15 protein-coding genes, 1 pseudogene and 1 riboswitch are annotated in these 16081 nt (G+C 27.4%); all 16 genes and pseudogenes read right to left on the reverse strand.

Translation table 11 applies throughout. From position 1 onward, the window contains the following. Positions 1 to 228: 228 nt before the first annotated feature. Positions 229 to 1656, reverse strand: coding sequence for a cardiolipin synthase (gene cls / locus ACYQ1T_RS02610; protein ID WP_459831394.1), 1428 nt, complete (start codon positions 1654 to 1656; stop codon positions 229 to 231). Positions 1657 to 1804: 148 nt separating this feature from the next. Beyond that, complete coding sequence (locus ACYQ1T_RS02615) at positions 1805 to 3451, reverse strand: hypothetical protein (protein ID WP_459831397.1); 1647 nt, start codon at positions 3449 to 3451, stop codon at positions 1805 to 1807. Then, positions 3444 to 4154, reverse strand: a complete 711-nt coding sequence (locus ACYQ1T_RS02620) for an ABC transporter ATP-binding protein (protein WP_459831399.1) — start codon at positions 4152 to 4154, stop codon at positions 3444 to 3446. The genes ACYQ1T_RS02615 and ACYQ1T_RS02620 overlap by 8 nt, the downstream gene beginning before the upstream one ends. 244 nt (positions 4155 to 4398) lie before the next feature. Next, positions 4399 to 7413 (reverse strand): beta-galactosidase, LacZ type, encoded by a 3015-nt coding sequence (gene lacZ, locus ACYQ1T_RS02625; protein WP_459831401.1) that lies wholly within the window; start codon positions 7411 to 7413, stop codon positions 4399 to 4401. Positions 7414 to 7573: 160 nt separating this feature from the next. Next, positions 7574 to 8116, reverse strand: coding sequence for an NADH peroxidase (locus ACYQ1T_RS02630; RefSeq protein WP_459831404.1), 543 nt, complete (start codon positions 8114 to 8116; stop codon positions 7574 to 7576). A 270-nt stretch (positions 8117 to 8386) separates the two neighbouring features. After that, the gene (locus ACYQ1T_RS02635; protein ID WP_459831407.1) at positions 8387 to 9127 is read right to left on the reverse strand and encodes an ABC transporter ATP-binding protein; all 741 of its coding nucleotides are present in this window, start codon (positions 9125 to 9127) and stop codon (positions 8387 to 8389) included. Beyond that, a complete protein-coding gene (locus ACYQ1T_RS02640; RefSeq protein ID WP_459831410.1) occupies positions 9108 to 10112 on the reverse strand; it encodes an ABC transporter substrate-binding protein in 1005 nt (334 codons plus the stop codon). The genes ACYQ1T_RS02635 and ACYQ1T_RS02640 overlap by 20 nt, the downstream gene beginning before the upstream one ends. A 23-nt stretch (positions 10113 to 10135) precedes the next feature. Next, entirely contained in the window at positions 10136 to 10906 is a 771-nt protein-coding gene (locus ACYQ1T_RS02645; protein WP_459831413.1) for an ABC transporter permease, read from the reverse strand. Further along, complete coding sequence (locus ACYQ1T_RS02650; protein ID WP_459831417.1) at positions 10878 to 11168, reverse strand: thiamine-binding protein; 291 nt, start codon at positions 11166 to 11168, stop codon at positions 10878 to 10880. The genes ACYQ1T_RS02645 and ACYQ1T_RS02650 overlap by 29 nt, the downstream gene beginning before the upstream one ends. A gap of 95 nt (positions 11169 to 11263) precedes the next feature. After that, a riboswitch (TPP riboswitch) is annotated at positions 11264 to 11370 on the reverse strand. A gap of 85 nt (positions 11371 to 11455) precedes the next feature. Then, the gene (locus tag ACYQ1T_RS02655; RefSeq protein ID WP_459831420.1) at positions 11456 to 12196 is read right to left on the reverse strand and encodes a TatD family hydrolase; all 741 of its coding nucleotides are present in this window, start codon (positions 12194 to 12196) and stop codon (positions 11456 to 11458) included. 208 nt (positions 12197 to 12404) lie between these two features. Further along, the gene (tnpA, locus tag ACYQ1T_RS02660; protein ID WP_459831012.1) at positions 12405 to 12860 is read right to left on the reverse strand and encodes an IS200/IS605 family transposase; all 456 of its coding nucleotides are present in this window, start codon (positions 12858 to 12860) and stop codon (positions 12405 to 12407) included. A gap of 170 nt (positions 12861 to 13030) precedes the next feature. After that, the gene (locus ACYQ1T_RS02665) at positions 13031 to 13573 is read right to left on the reverse strand and encodes an NADH peroxidase (protein WP_459831423.1); all 543 of its coding nucleotides are present in this window, start codon (positions 13571 to 13573) and stop codon (positions 13031 to 13033) included. 180 nt (positions 13574 to 13753) lie between these two features. Continuing rightward, a pseudogene (locus tag ACYQ1T_RS02670) lies at positions 13754 to 13918 on the reverse strand (YccF domain-containing protein); the annotation flags it as partial. Next, positions 13918 to 14700, reverse strand: a complete 783-nt coding sequence (locus tag ACYQ1T_RS02675; RefSeq protein WP_459831425.1) for a TMEM164-related integral membrane acyltransferase — start codon at positions 14698 to 14700, stop codon at positions 13918 to 13920. The gene ACYQ1T_RS02675 and the pseudogene ACYQ1T_RS02670, both read right to left, overlap by 1 nt. 173 nt (positions 14701 to 14873) lie before the next feature. Next, positions 14874 to 15239 (reverse strand): CoA-binding protein, encoded by a 366-nt coding sequence (locus tag ACYQ1T_RS02680; RefSeq protein WP_459831428.1) that lies wholly within the window; start codon positions 15237 to 15239, stop codon positions 14874 to 14876. Between the two features lie 215 nt (positions 15240 to 15454). Then, a complete protein-coding gene (locus ACYQ1T_RS02685; protein WP_459831431.1) occupies positions 15455 to 16021 on the reverse strand; it encodes a hypothetical protein in 567 nt (188 codons plus the stop codon). Between the last annotated feature and the right edge of the window lie 60 nt (positions 16022 to 16081).

Consider the following 16081-nt stretch of genomic DNA (forward strand, 5'->3'; position numbering starts at 1 on the left):
ATTATAAAGGTTTTATATTTATTTTTGCAAAAGAAATAGCCAGCGCTAAAATAAAAGCCCCAGAATATAAAGTAAAAAAAGCTATAAAATTTTGCTACTTCTTTCTTAATACCTTTCATAGTATCCTCCTATAATCTTATTTTTCATTAATGTTTTACCTAATTATAACAAATAATGAATATATGTCAATACACAGTATTAATTTTTAGAAAATTTATTAAATTCCAATTATAGTATTGGTGCAATTAGTCTTATAATTGCTTCTTTTATTTTTAGACCTCTACTTCTATTTTCATACTCTTCTCTTGTAACTAGTTTGCAATCCTCTTCATCTTTAAAGAATATTTTCTCATGCTCTTTTGCTATTTCCTCATCATATATAACTGCATTTATTTCAAAGTTTAATCTAAAACTTCTATTATCTAGATTTGCAGTTCCTACACTGCATACTTCTCCATCTGAAACTATTGTTTTAGAATGAATAAATCCTTTTTGATATCTATATATTTTAACTCCAAACCCCATAAGATCTCCTATGTTTGCACTTAACATCCACTCCATAAAGAAATGATCTGGTTCTCCAGGAACTATAAGTCTTACATCTACCCCTGATAAAGCTACTATTTTTAATGCTTCCATCATTGGTTCATCTGGAACTAAATAAGGAGTTTGAATAAATACACTTTTTTTAGCACTGTTTATTATTTTCATATATGCATTTTTAATATATTCTTCTTTATGATCTGGCCCTGAAGAAACTATTTGCATTCCTACATGTCCATAATCCTTTTGCTTTGGGAAATATTTCTCATAATTTGTTAGTTCCTCTTCTGAAGCATAATCCCAATCTAATATAAATCTTTTATTTAATTCATTAACAGCTTCACCTTGAACTCTAATATGTGTATCTCTCCAATAATCAAATTGCTCTCCACCATTTACATATTCATCGCCTACATTAAAGCCACCAACATATCCTATTTTGCCATCAATAACAACTATTTTTCTATGATTTCTATAATTCACACGTATATTTACATATGGTAAAATTCCTGGAAAAAATATTGCAAATTTTATTCCTAAACTTTGTATATATCTTATTTGTTTTCCTCTAATACTTTTAGATCCCATTCCATCAACTAAAAGTCTTACTTCTACCCCTTGGCTGACTTTCTTTTTTAATTCTTCTAAAATAGTTTTTCCTAATGTATCAGCTCTAAATATGTAGTATTCTATATGAATAAAACTTTTCGCATTCTTTATATCATTAAGTAAATCAGTAAATTTATCTTCTCCATTTATGTATGTTTTTACTTTATTTCCAGTTGTATAAAGTGAGCCTGAATGGTTATAGTTCATTTTTATAAGATTAACATATTCTTCTTTTATTCTATGAGCCTTATTTTCCTCTTTAAACTTATCTCTTAATCCCTTTGCTTTTTTTTCATCTAAAACCTTTTTCTCTCTAAATATTTTTTGTCTACTTAGATTTTGCCCAAGTAAAAGATACGTAATAAAACCTACACCTGGTAGTACTAAAAGTATTAAAAGCCATGCCCATGTAGTAGTAGGATCTTTTCTTTCTATAAATATTAACGATATAGCAAATACTATATTAACTATATACGCAAATGCCACTATATAAGTTATATGCATATTTTCCCCTCCTTTTATATATTCTTCACTTATATTTCTATTCTAAACAATTATATCTTCTTTTCAAGGAATAATAAAATATTTTAATTTTAAATTATACAAGAATAAAAAGCCCACTTTTGTGAGCTTTTTATATAGTTTTATTATTTTACCTTAATTTAAATGTTTTAGGAGCTACTTTATATGTCATAATAAGAGCTACAATCATATAAACAATTGTACTTATAATTATTCCAATAGTAAAATAATATGATGATGTTTTTATTTGAAGAGTTATATAACTAATCATATATACCATACCACTTATAATTTTAAATAAAGGACTTTGTACTGTTAATTGTTTTGTATATGGTTGGATTGTATAATATAAAAATAAATGATGTATTGAAAAAAAGGCTGATAAACAAATAATAGATATTAATATTGGTATTATATTAACTATATTATTAGTTTCACCAGAAATTATTAATATAATAACTAAACTTAAATCTATGGCCATAGCTGGGAACAAGCTTAAAAGTACTAACTTTTTTAGCCTTACTTTAAAATTACTTAAAATAACTGTCCCTTCTCTATAATATTCGTACCTTAATAAACTTACATCACAATTATGAAACATAGCCTTACAAACTCTATCTGTTGTTGATAAGCTGTACATTATAAATACCCAAATAGCTGTATTTTTTGTAAGTCCTTCTCCTATATCTTTTTTTATTTCTGGGAATATAAACATTACTATAATAATTATTGCCGCTATAGCAAAAGTACCTAAAACTCTTATTTGTATAGGTTTTTCTATTATTTTTCTATGTCTTAAAAAGAAAATTGAATTTAAATAATCATACCCAGATTTATTTTCAAATATATGTGAATTTAAATTTTCCTTTGAAAAGTTTTTCTCGTCTAATTTTACATTTTTAAATGTAGCTTCTTTCATAATTTCTTCTGTATTTACTAGTGTTTCTAGCTTAACTATTTTATTTGCAAATTCTGTGTATCTATCATAAAAATAAAAATATATAAAAGATAAAATCCCTAAAGTTACTACACTAATAAAAAATATATTGTTAAAAAGTATCTGTCCTAAATTAATTGTTATTTTAAAATCTTGTAATCCATGTACAAGATTAATAACTGGTAATCCATATGCAAGAGCTACTGATAAAAACATAATAGTAACTGTAACAGATGATTTCTTTATTAAATTAATTGAAGTTTTATTATAAAAATAAAAATTAAACCATTCTCCTATAATCTTAAATGCTACTAGTTCAATTGTTAATATTATTGATTGATTTAAAGATAATGCATATTTAAAAGGTATATTAAATACAATTATTATTGCTGGTAAAAAGCTTATAAAATTTTGTAATATTAAACATATAAGTTTTCCAATATAATACTTTTTAGGATCAACTCTCATAAGCCTTATCATATTAAAATCTTCTTTATTATTTTCCATAATTTTAATATTAATAAATGTTCCAAAAATAAAACTTAAAAAGAAAAGTACATTTATTTTAGCATCTTGTATATTAGTTAAACCAGTAGTTTTTTCTAACCAATATACCGGTAAAATTATCATTGCAAGTATATATAATCCCTTTTTTATAAAACCTAATAAAAAATTAAAAATTGTTACTATTGTACCTATTATTATTTTTCCTTTAGTAGCCTTATATAAATTTTCCGAAAATATTTTACCTATAAATGGTATCCCTTTAAGATAGAATATGAAAACATTAACACTTTCTGCAAAGGAAACCTTGTATGTATTTATAAAAGTTTTATACATTATGTTCCTCCTTTAATATTTTCATTATGCTTTCTTCAAATTCAGGACTATTTAATATTTCATTATTAACCTCTTCTAACTTTCCTTGATTTAATACAACTATCTCATCACATAAATCTGTTGCTAATTGCAAGATATGAGTTGAAAATATAATTATATGCTCACTTTTTATCTCTTTTAAAAGTTTTTTAATTTCTAAAGCTACAATTACATCAAAGGATGTTAATGGCTCATCTAATAAAATAACTGCTGGCCTTGTTATTAAAAAACATAACATTTGAAGCTTATTTTTCATTCCTTGAGAATACCCCTTTATAAGCCTATATCTATCCTCTTCTTCTATTTTTATAAGACTAAAATATTCATCTATCGATTTTAAATTTTCTATTTTATCTTTATTTATATCAATATAAAATTTCAAAAATTCATATCCTGTTAAAAACTCTGGTAAAACAGGTTCTGCAAAAACATATCCAATATTAGAGTAATCTAACTTTTTCTTTTCTCCCTTATCATTTAGTAGCTCAATACTACCTGAATCAATTTTAATCTCATCACTTATACAATTAAAAAGTGTAGTTTTTCCTGCACCATTTCTGCCTAATAATCCATATATTTTTCCTTTTTCAAAAGTAAAGGATGCTCCTTTCAATACTTGTTTCTTTTCAAAATCCTTTTCAATATTTTGTAATACTAGCTTCATTTCTACCTCCGAGCATATCTTTATTTTATATTATCACTTTCTATTATAAATCTTTTTCATTAATTCTACCTTAAGTTTACCTTAATTGTAAACCTTTGTTAAAATACACCGAAAAAAATGCTACCCTAATAGCTTTTACTATTAATGGTAGCATTTTTATTTTAATTATTATTTTTTATTGTTTATATCCTAAGATTTCTAATTCTACAAAATCATTATAATATGATTTTTCGAGGTTTTTTCTCTATATTCCTTTAAATTTAAATTTAAAATACAAATCATTATTTGATTGTATTATAAACTCTTCATGTACCTTTGCACCCCAACTATTATCTCCACCTACCCCTGTGTGCTTAAGAGAAGCTCTTATAACAGTATAGTATTTCTTTGGAAGTTCATACATATGATATGCATTTTCTAGTTCATGAGGTGTATATGGTAATGCACTAAATTCCATTTTATCTCCAGTAAACTCAAGTCCCTCTCCTAAGTTATCTAATATTTTTGCCCATCTTACGCCAACTTTATTTCCACACTCTTGTGGTACTGCATAAGGAGTTAAGTTATCTTTAACTTTATTTTTAAATATACCTAACCTAGCACCTTTCATTCTATCTACGTAGGTTTCTTCTTTTCCATATCCATACCATTCTAAATTTTCATATTCACTTGGAATTTTAAATATAACTCCAAAGTCCATCATTTCAGGTAAACCTTCTACTCCAACATATTTCATTTCTACTTCTACTTCTCCAATACCATTTACAGTATAACAAAGACTTACTTTTGTTTCTTTTATAGTTGGCAGAGAATATTCAAATTCTACTTTAGCACTGTATTCATTGTAATCTATATTATGAGCTATATGTTTTGCATACATACTTGCAGCCTTCCACTGAGCGCATCTATAAGTCATTTTATTTCCTCTATCATTATCAGTTGGCCCTTGCCAAAAGTTAGGCATAGGTATTGATTCAATAAACTCTTTACCATTATATTTATATGAAATTAATCCACCATAAGCTTTAGAAAATATAACATTAAAGTTTCTTCCTCTTACTCCTATATTAAAGTCACCATCACTAACAATTATTTTTTCTTTAACTTCTTCTTTTTTCTCTTCTACAACATAAACATATTGTCCAAAAGCTATTTCATGGCCCTTTTTTGCCCATAACTCACTGCTTTTTAAAATTGCAGATACATTAATAGCATATTCTCCACTTTCTTCTTTTTTATCAAATGGTACTTTATAACTATTAGATTCGCCAGCTTTAACATTTACATCTATAATATTTTCAGATATAATCTCTCCATTTTTAAGTAAATAGCATATAAATTCATATTTATCTAAATTTATAAATAAGTTTTTATTTGTAATAGTTATTATATCTTCCTTTACATCTATCTTTATGTTTTGATAGTTATATTTAACTTCTTGCATTTTAGTTGATTCTTTTCTATTTGCATATACTAAACCATTTAAGCAAAAGTTATAATCTGTTGGTCTTTCAGAAAAATCTCCTCCAAAAGCTAAATGCTCATTTCCGTACTTATCTTTTTTAATAATACATTGATCTATATAATCCCAAATAAATCCGCCTTGATACATTTCATACTTATCTTCTAAATCAGTATATTTAAACATTGCTCCATTTGAATTTCCCATTGCATGAGTATATTCACATAATATAAATGGCTTTTTAGGATTATTATTTAAATATTCTAAAACTTCACAAACTGGCGTATACATACGACTTTCTATATCACTAGTTTCGTTAAAGCTTCTATCATGGAAAACTCCTTCATAGTGAACTAACCTTGTATCATCTCTTTCTTTAAAAAACCTTGACATTAAATATATATTTTCTCCACCATAGGATTCATTTCCACAGGACCAAATTAAAATACTACAATGGTTTTTATCTCTTTCTAGCATAGCTTTAGCTCTATCTATTACTACTTCTCTCCACTTTGGAACTGAGTTTGGTATTGTAAAATCTTCTTGAGGTCCCCTAGGTATTTGCCAGGTTCCATGACTTTCTAAATTCGCTTCATCAATAACATATAATCCATATTCATCACATAAGTTATAAAATTCTGTTTGATTTGGATAGTGAGATGTCCTTACTGCATTAATATTGTTTTGCTTTATATTTTTTACATCCCATAACATTTCTTCATAAGTTACACTTCTACCATGATAGCAGCTAAATTCATGTCTATTAACGCCTTTAAATACTATTCTTTTACCATTAATATGCATAACATTATTAATAAGCTCAAATTTTCTAAAACCAACTTTTTGCTCAATTACCTCAATTAAATCACCATTTAATCCTTTGACCTTTATAATTAAGCTATATAAATATGGATCTTCTGCACTCCATAAATTTACCTTGCCTATTTCTTCCCTTAAATTTATATTTTCTTTATCTATATAATATTTAAAATTTCCTACTTTTATATTATTTTTATCTATTAATTCTATATCTAAATTAAAATTAAGTTCTCCCTTTAACTTCATTTCAATATCTAATTTACCATTAATAAAATCTTTACTTATATCTGCTTTTATAAAAATATCTTCTATATGAGTTTTAGGAGTTGTATAAAGATATACATCTCTAAATATCCCTGAAAACCTCCAAAAATCTTGATCTTCAAGCCAACTTCCACTACTATACTTTATTACCATTACAGAAAGCTTATTATTTTTTTCTTTAATATATGGCGTCAAATTAAATTCTGATGGAGTAAAGCTATCTTCACTATATCCTACAAATTCTCCATTTAACCAAATAAAAAATGCAGATTCAACTCCTTGAAAAGAAATATAAACTGGACTTTTATTCCAATCTGATGGTATATCAAAATATTGTACATAACTACCAACTGGATTTTCTAGCTTTGGAATTTCACCTGGATTAAGAGATTCATGTCCATCCCATGGATACATAGTATTAACATATCTTGGTATATCATATCCTTGTAGTTGTATATGTCCTGGTACTTTTATATCATCCCATGAAGAAGCATCATATTCTTCCTTATAAAAGTCAGTAACTATTAAATTTAAATTTTTTGCATAACTAAATTTCCATTTTCCATTTAAGCTTTTTTTAAAAGATGAACTACCATTTTTCATCTCCTCAATTGTTTTATAATATCTATGATCAGAATGATGTTCTAATCTATTTACTTGAAATATTTCTGGATTTTCTAACCAATTTAAATCATAATTTTTTATATTCGTCATTTACTTTCACCTCTTCTTCAATGTCAACTTTTAGGTTGTCCATTTTATAAATTCTCCACCCTTATTGTAATCGATTAATACGATTATTTTTATAATATCATAAGTAGTAAATATATCACAATAAAAAAAGCCCACATTACTGTGAGCTTTTTAAATAATCTTAGTTAAAGAATCTGTTTAATAATCCCTTGAAAGCTTGACCATGTCTTGCTTCATCTTTACACATTTCATGAACTGTGTCATGGATTGCATCTAGGTTTAATTGTTTAGCTAATGTAGCTAAATCTTTCTTTCCTTGACATGCTCCGTGTTCTGCATTTACTCTAGCTTGTAAGTTAGCCTTTGTATCTGCTACAACTACTTCTCCAATTAATTCTGCAAATTTAGCTGCATGTTCTGCTTCTTCCCATGCAATTCTCTTATATGCTTCTGCAACTTCTGGGTATCCTTCTCTATCAGCTTGTCTTGACATTGCTAAGTACATTCCAACTTCTGTACATTCTCCCATAAAGTTAGCTTGTAATCCTTCCATAACTCTTGGATCTACATCCTTAGCAACTCCTACTCTGTGTTCATCAGCCCATGCTAGTTCTCCTGATTGTTCTACGAACTTGTCAGCTCCTACTTTACAAACTGGGCACTCTGCTGGTGCTGCTTCTCCTTCAAATACATATCCACATACTGTACAAACAAATTTTTTCATCTTAAAATCCTCCCTTTTTTTATATCCTTAAATTTAATTAATTTCTTTTTAATGTTCCAGGTGTTTATTTAATTACCCTGTCTACATTTATTATTATATAATAATAATTATTAGTTGTAAACACTTTTTTAAAAATTTTTTATATATTTTTTAGGGCAAATCACTGAATTTCTTAATATGTTGTACTTATCCTTAATTGCTCTGCACATATAATTTCCTGAATAAAAAAATACTTGCCATAATGACAAGTATTTTTTACACTTAACTATTTTATTGTTTATTAGATTCTTCCATAAGGTTAAAAACTGCTTTCTTTATCTTTATAAAATCTTCACTTAATATTATATCTTCATGTCTTTCACCTTTTAGATTAACTTCTATTTCCCCTTTAATTACCGCAGGTTTTTCTGATATAACATATATTCTATCTGATAAAAATATAGCCTCTTCAATATCATGAGTTATGAAAAGTATTGTAGACTCTCTTTCTTTCATAAGATTTATAAGCCATTGCTGAAGTTTTTTTCTTGTAATTGAATCTAAAGCTCCAAAGGGTTCATCTAAAAGCATAATATCCTTAGATGTTAAATATGTTTTAAGAAAATTAGCCCTTTGCTTCATTCCACCGGAAAGTTGTGATGGATATTTATATTGAAATCCTTGAAGTCCAAAGATATCTATATATCTCTCTACTTCTTCCCTTGCTTCCTTTTTACTTTTCCCCTTAAACACAAGTGGAACTCCAACATTATCTATTACTTTTTTCCATGTCACCATCATATCCTTTTGGTACATGTAGCTTATATCTCCATTAACTCTAACTTCTCCACTATCAGCATTTATTAAATTAGTTAATATATTAAAAATTGTACTTTTACCACTACCTGATGGTCCTATTAATGATACTAACTCCCCTTTATTAACATTAATATTTATATCTTTTAATATCTCCATACTTTCAAAATGCTTTGATACATTAGTTAGTGATATTTTATTTTGGTAAGAATTCATTTGTATAAGCCTCGCTTGCTTTCATATCCTTATTAATTAATTTGTTATCTAATAAAAATTTTGTATAGTTATCCCATACACTATCTTTCATTTCTCCCCATCTTTTAGCTTCAGCCTTATATTCTTTTGCTAAGAATTTTTGACTTTCTATAGCTAAACTTTCACTTATTTCTGGAACTTTAGCTACTAATATTTTAGCGCTTTCTTCTGGGTTTTCTATAGCATAATTATATCCTTTAGAAGTTGCTTCCATAAATTTTGTAACCATTTCTTTTTTATTATTTATAGTGTCTTCTGATGCAGCAATTATTGGCGTATAGTAGTCTAAAGCTTCATCTAAATCTCTAAGCCTAATATAATTTATATCAAAACCTCTTTCTTTTGCCTCAATATTAGTCCATCCTTCAAATACCCATTCCATATCTATATTATTTTTAGTAGCAATAAAGAAATCCTCTGTTCCTACATCTACCATCTTTAGCTTAGAAAAATCTACTCCATTTTTATCCATTACAGCTTTTAATATAGCTTGCTCTGATGGACCCCCCCATCCACCATATGTTTTTCCTTCAAAGTCTTTAACTGTAGCTATTCCCTTTTCCTTTGGAGATGCAAAGCCTGATGTATTATGTTGTATTACTGTTGCTATTGCCTTTACAGGTAATGGATTATCTGATGTTTTTGCAAAGGTTAAATCTTCTTGATAACTTATAGCAAAATCACCTTGATTAGCTGCTAATAATTGAAGTGATGATCCTTCTTGAGGTTGAATTATTTCAACATCTAATCCTAAATCCTTATAATATCCTTTCTCTTGTGCAACATATAGTCCTGTATGATTTGTATTAGGTGTCCAATCTAATATTACCTTAACTTTTTGAAGAGCTCCTTCTTCCTTTTTATCCTTCTTATTACCACAACCTGTTAACATCATTAATGATGCTAATGCTATTGAAACCATTGAAATTAGTTTTTTCTTTTTCATTTTATTTCACCTCTAAAGCTTATTTATTTTTTTGTATTTTTATTATTCCAAGGCGTAAATGCCTTTTCTATTAACCCAACTATAAAGAATATTGACATACTCATTATTACAATAACAACTATTGCTGCAAACATTTTATCTAATGCATATGCACTTCTTGCTCGAGTCATATAAACTCCAAGTCCTTTTTCTCCCCCAAGCCATTCTCCTATTACAGCACCCATAATACTGTAAGTTGCAGCAATTCTCATACCTGAAAAAAAGTTTATCATCCCATAAGGTAGCTTTAAATGAATAAATCTCTTTACCTTAGATGCCCCCATTAACTTAAAATGATTTATTAAATCTTTATCTACACCCTCTAACCCATCTGAAATACTTATTACTATTGGGAAAAAACAAACTAATATAACAACTAACACTTTAGGTAAAGTCCCAAATCCAAACCAAATAATAAATAATGGTGCTAATGCTACTATTGGTACTGTTTGTGAAATTACAAGCACTGGATATACTGCCTTTTTAATTATTGGAACCATGTCCATAATTATTGCTAAAATAAGAGCTGCAATTATAGCTATTAAAAATCCAACTACTCCCTCATATAATGTAATTAAAATATGAGGAGTCATAATTTTAAAGTCTTTAACTAAAGTCTTTGCCACATCACTTGGTGCTGGCATTATATATTTTTCAATTCCACCAAAGGAAACTATACCTTCCCATAGTATTAATAAAATTAACACAAAAATTATTGGTGCAACTTTATTCCCTATACTTTTTAATTTTTTCATCCATTGTCACGCCTTCTCTTTTATAGTCTATCTTAACCATTGATGCCACTCTTGAAGCGCCCTCTTCTATACATATATCTTGAGCCCTTTTAACTATTTCTAAAAGAAAATCTAATTCCCCCTCCATAGTTGTTTCCATAGGACCTACTTCATACTTTACTCCTGTTGATTTTATGTACTCAATTACTTTATCAACCACTGGATAAACTCTTTCTTCTGATACTCTTGGTATAACCTGCAAACTAACATTACATACTGTCATTCTTAATTCCCTCCATTTTTTAATTTATATAATAAAAAGCACAGTACTTCTAACTTGAAATACTGTGCTTGTAGACTTTCTTCTGAATATTATAGTAATATAACAAATTATCTCCCTACGTTGGCATTATCCAAATCAGGTAATGGGTCGAAATTAATTTAATTTCCTCTCAGGTAGTTAACTACCTCCCCAGATGCATTATAAAATTGTAATCTTATTCATATATATATTAACTCTATAAAGTAAAGTTGTCAAACTATTATTTGATATTAATTATTAATTAACATTTACCCCAACATCAATAACCTTTTGTAATTTTCTTCTATTATAAATTCAAGACTTTTTTCACTTATATTTTTTATTTTTGCTATTTTACAAACTACATCCTTAATTATACTTGGGTAACCATATTCCCCCTTTACCCATTCTAATGCTGTAGGTCCATCTGTTTCTACTAATAATTTATTTAAAGGTATTTTATTTAATATCTCTTCTGTAGTATTTGAATATCCAATATCAACACTAATAGTAAAATAACATCCAAGACTTATTAATTTATTTAATATTTTAATATCTCCACTATACCAATGAATAATAACCTTATTATAATTGTAATTGATTAAAGCATTATATACTTCCTCTTCTGCTCCCTTAGTATGGAGAGTTATAACTTTATTTCTTTTAATGCTTTCCTTTAATATAAACTTAAATACTTCTCTTTGCTTTTTATAAGTACTTTTATCTTCTATCCAAAAGAAATCTAAACCTATTTCACCTATTAGTTTGCTTTCTTCTATATAAGGAATTAATTTGCTTAAATTGCCATTAAATTCACTTGCTTTCCACGGATGTATTCCAAAGGTTGGAATTATATATTTGCTTTTTTTAGCATAGATTTTATTTTTCTCATAGCTTTCTATATCCATGCTATTAGCCAATGTAAGTATTTTATTTTTATTTATATCCTCTATAGCTTTTTCTATATTTTCATTAAAAAAATCTAAATGTGTATGGCTATCAATATACATATTTTAATTTGCCTTTCTAATTTTTTTATTCTTTAGGATATCACTTATATTTCTTAATATGTTGTACTTATCCGCAATTAGTCTGTAAATATAGTTTCCTAATAAAAATCCACCAGCTTAGCTGGTGGTATTTCCTAAGCCCTATAAGGGCCTCTTACCTGCATTGCGCCTTAAGGCGCTTAAATTGGTTCGCCAGCCGCATACTATGTTACTTGCTACCCTTAAAAGGGTCCATATATTCTTTCATACTTATTTGATCTGAAATCATATCTTCTTTTTCTTGATTTCTTATATATTCTTCAATTGCCTTTCTATTTCTTCCTACTGTATCCACATAAAATCCACGACACCAAAAATGTCTATTTCCATACTTATACTTCAAGTTTGCAAATCTTTCAAAAATCATAAGACTACTTTTTCCTTTTAAAAATCCTACAAAGCCTGATACACTCATCTTTGGTGGTATCTCAACCAACATATGTATATGATCAACGCATACATGCGCCTCGATTATAGTTACACCTTTCCACTCACATAACTGTCTTAATATTTTACCTATTTCTTTTTTCTTTTCTCCATATAGCTCTTTCCTCCTATACTTAGGCGCGAATACTATATGATATTTACAATTCCATTTTGTATGTGATAAACTATTACTATCCATTACGGATGCCTCCTTTGGTTATTAAATTTGGCTGTCGAACCTAGTTTAATTATACCAAAGGAGGTTTTTATTTCCTACTGACCGCTAAAGCTTTTCGGAACTCACCTGCATAGCAGGTGGTTTTCATTAAACAAAAAAAATAGACCCGCCTTGGCGAGTCTTTATATATCTTAGTTGAAGAATCTGTTTAATAATCCTTTGAAAGCTTGTCCATGTCTAGCTTCATCTTTACACATTTCATGAACTGTGTCATGGATTGCATCTAAGTTTAATTGTTTAGCTAATGTAGCTAAATCTTTCTTTCCTTGACATGCTCCGTGTTCTGCATCTACTCTAGCTTGTAAGTTAGCCTTTGTATCTGCTACAACTACTTCTCCAATTAATTCTGCAAATTTAGCTGCATGTTCTGCTTCTTCCCATGCAATTCTCTTATATGCTTCTGCAACTTCTGGGTATCCTTCTCTATCAGCTTGTCTTGACATTGCTAAGTACATTCCAACTTCTGTACATTCTCCCATAAAGTTAGCTTGTAATCCTTCCATAACTCTTGGATCTACATCCTTAGCAACTCCTACTCTGTGTTCATCAGCCCAAGCTAATTCTCCTGATTGTTCTACGAACTTGTCAGCTCCTACTTTACAAACTGGGCACTCTGCTGGTGCTGCTTCTCCTTCAAATACATATCCACATACTGTACAAACAAATTTTTTCATCTTAAAATCCTCCTAAAATCCACATTTTATTTCATTTTAACTATTTACTATTTAATATTTTTTTCTTTCGTATCCTTGTTACATGACTTATTATATAATAATAATTATTAGTTGTAAATAGTTTTTTGAAACTTTTTTAGAAAATTTTACTAACTTTTTGACATAATCTATAAATTTTCCCTATATTACTTCTTTTCCAAATGGCATTAACGATAACTTAGCTAATTTTATAGATTGCTTTGCAAATGGAATTCCTATTATTGTTAAGCATAATAAAACTGCACTAACTAAATTTATTAAACATAATTCTAATCCACCAAAAATAATCCATAATATATTCATTATTATGTGGTTAATTTTTTTAACTCTATTAACTCTTCATCATTATTTAATTCATCTTTTTTATTTATTGTATATAATAATTTTTTACAAACTTTATAGCTTATTGAAATAATAATATTAAATACTATTATACAAGTTAATGTATATTCTACTTGTGACATACCTCTAAATATAGGTATTGGTGGTTGTATTAAATAACAATAGTTAGCTCCAAGATATATGTTTATAAAAAATACTATACTATGATATATAGTTGTAAATATTAAAATTCTCTTTAAACTTTTAGCTGTATATTTAAAATTTTCTATTACTAAAACATAAGCTATAGCCCATAATAAAAATACATGTCCTACAAAATAAGAAATTTGAGTATAATGTGGAAACCTAAATGGATCAACCCCTGGCAATATTAGTGCAAAAATTGCTCCAAATGATCCCCAATACACTCCTAAAGTTTTTAATGCTTTATTATTTATTAAAAGTCCTATAGCTAATGCTATAATAGCCAGTCTACAATTATATAGTGGTAATCCTTGAGTTAAGGTATTATATCCTGAAAAAATATACCATAAATATAAAATAGCTTGTTGCATTATCATAACTATAATAATAGTATTTTTAACTTTTCTAGAAATACTATTATCTTCTCTAATTCTTTTCCTATTTGCTATAATAAAAAAACATCCCATAAAAGTTATTATTAAAATTAATATATGCACGTAGCCAAAAGTATCAAATCCACGTGAATTTGGTTGGCTTGTAAAGATAGCCCTAAGCAAATTCATATTTTCTCCCCCTAAATACTGTTAATTTTTTATTAATATTTTTATTATTATATTACTTAACAATACCTAACTTATCAACTTAATTAATTCTTAATTATTTCTAAAGTTATACTTTATAAACTAAAACCTCTCTAAAATTATAGAGAGGAGTACATATTATTTTTCTCTATTAGTTATTTTTGTAATTGAACTAAAGCACAATTTTGTATTACATTAATTGATTTTTCTTTACAATAATTTAATATTTCTTCACTTTCAGCCCCTGGTTGAATTAAAATATTTTCTATTCCAAATAAATTTGCCTCTTTAATATATTCTAAACCTAATGATGGATTTATACATAAATCAATAGCTTCTATCTTATATGGAATTTCCTTTAAAGATCTATATATATTTTTTCCACCTTTAGGATGTACACCTGAAACATTATATCCACAACACTCAAATCTTTTTAAGATTCTATATGCATATTTAGTTTCATTACCTACATCTCCTATAACAACCCAATTTTTTAATTTAATCATTTCTTTTATATCCATTTTAAATCCTCCTATTTTTAGATAACTATATATTATTTAAGCTAACTATACAGTGTTCTATTATCTCTATATTAATATAAAAAATACTATATATATTTATTATTTTATCATAAATTTAAAATAGAGTTATAAAAAAACAAGCTAAACTTACGCTTAGCTTGTGATTTTTACATTGATACTTTTTAATACTAGTATTTTGAATATAACACAAAAAACTAATTATTGTTGTTATTATTATCTCCTGCATCGCTTGCAGCACTTGAAGCACTTGACATATTAGCTACTACTACTGGAGTACCATTTTCATCAGTATTATTATTTGTTGCATTACTTGATGCATTACTTGATGAAGTATTTGAAGCAGAATTAGAGTTTGTATTTGCACTTGTGCTACTATTTGCATTTGTTGTTGTTTCGTTTTCTGTTTCATTCTCTGTTTCGTTTTCATTCTCTGTCTCAATTTCTGTTTCCGTTTCATTATCTGTACTAGTATTAGTTCCATTAACAGTAATATTTAGAGTTATAGTGTTTCCATTAGTTGTTGTATCTGTATTGGAGGTAGCTTGATTTTGCAATTGAAGTTGTGCTTGAAGTTGAAGTTGTGCTTGTAATTGGGATTGAAGTTGAAGTTGCGCTTGAAGCTGAGCTTGTAACTGTTCTTGTAGTTGTTCCTGATTTTGAAGTTGTACTTGTAATTGCTTTTGTAAATTAACTAGTACACTAATAACATCATTATTAACTTCGGTGTTATTATAGTATCCATAATCATTACATCTAGTCATAATTTAATACTCTCCTTATATTTTAATCTTTTGTTTTTTCAATTTAATTTATATTATGTT

Source organism: Clostridium carnis (assembly GCF_054657435.1).

Excerpts from the sequence above, each read along its gene's own strand:
- ACYQ1T_RS02615 (WP_459831397.1), bottom strand. The coding sequence starts at position 3,451 with ATGTATAAAACTTTTATAAATACATACAAGGTTTCCTTTGCAGAAAGT.
- ACYQ1T_RS02640 (WP_459831410.1), bottom strand. The coding sequence starts at position 10,112 with ATGAAAAAGAAAAAACTAATTTCAATGGTTTCAATAGCATTAGCATCA.
- ACYQ1T_RS02630 (WP_459831404.1), bottom strand. The coding sequence starts at position 8,116 with ATGAAAAAATTTGTTTGTACAGTATGTGGATATGTATTTGAAGGAGAA.
- lacZ (WP_459831401.1), bottom strand. The coding sequence starts at position 7,413 with ATGACGAATATAAAAAATTATGATTTAAATTGGTTAGAAAATCCAGAA.
- ACYQ1T_RS02675 (WP_459831425.1), bottom strand. The coding sequence starts at position 14,700 with ATGAATTTGCTTAGGGCTATCTTTACAAGCCAACCAAATTCACGTGGA.
- ACYQ1T_RS02645 (WP_459831413.1), bottom strand. The coding sequence starts at position 10,906 with ATGAAAAAATTAAAAAGTATAGGGAATAAAGTTGCACCAATAATTTTT.
- ACYQ1T_RS02680 (WP_459831428.1), bottom strand. The coding sequence starts at position 15,239 with ATGGATATAAAAGAAATGATTAAATTAAAAAATTGGGTTGTTATAGGA.
- ACYQ1T_RS02635 (WP_459831407.1), bottom strand. The coding sequence starts at position 9,127 with ATGAATTCTTACCAAAATAAAATATCACTAACTAATGTATCAAAGCAT.
- tnpA (WP_459831012.1), bottom strand. The coding sequence starts at position 12,860 with ATGGATAGTAATAGTTTATCACATACAAAATGGAATTGTAAATATCAT.
- ACYQ1T_RS02685 (WP_459831431.1), bottom strand. The coding sequence starts at position 16,021 with ATGACTAGATGTAATGATTATGGATACTATAATAACACCGAAGTTAAT.
- cls (WP_459831394.1), bottom strand. The coding sequence starts at position 1,656 with ATGCATATAACTTATATAGTGGCATTTGCGTATATAGTTAATATAGTA.
- ACYQ1T_RS02650 (WP_459831417.1), bottom strand. The coding sequence starts at position 11,168 with ATGACAGTATGTAATGTTAGTTTGCAGGTTATACCAAGAGTATCAGAA.
- ACYQ1T_RS02620 (WP_459831399.1), bottom strand. The coding sequence starts at position 4,154 with ATGAAGCTAGTATTACAAAATATTGAAAAGGATTTTGAAAAGAAACAA.
- ACYQ1T_RS02665 (WP_459831423.1), bottom strand. The coding sequence starts at position 13,573 with ATGAAAAAATTTGTTTGTACAGTATGTGGATATGTATTTGAAGGAGAA.
- ACYQ1T_RS02655 (WP_459831420.1), bottom strand. The coding sequence starts at position 12,196 with ATGTATATTGATAGCCATACACATTTAGATTTTTTTAATGAAAATATA.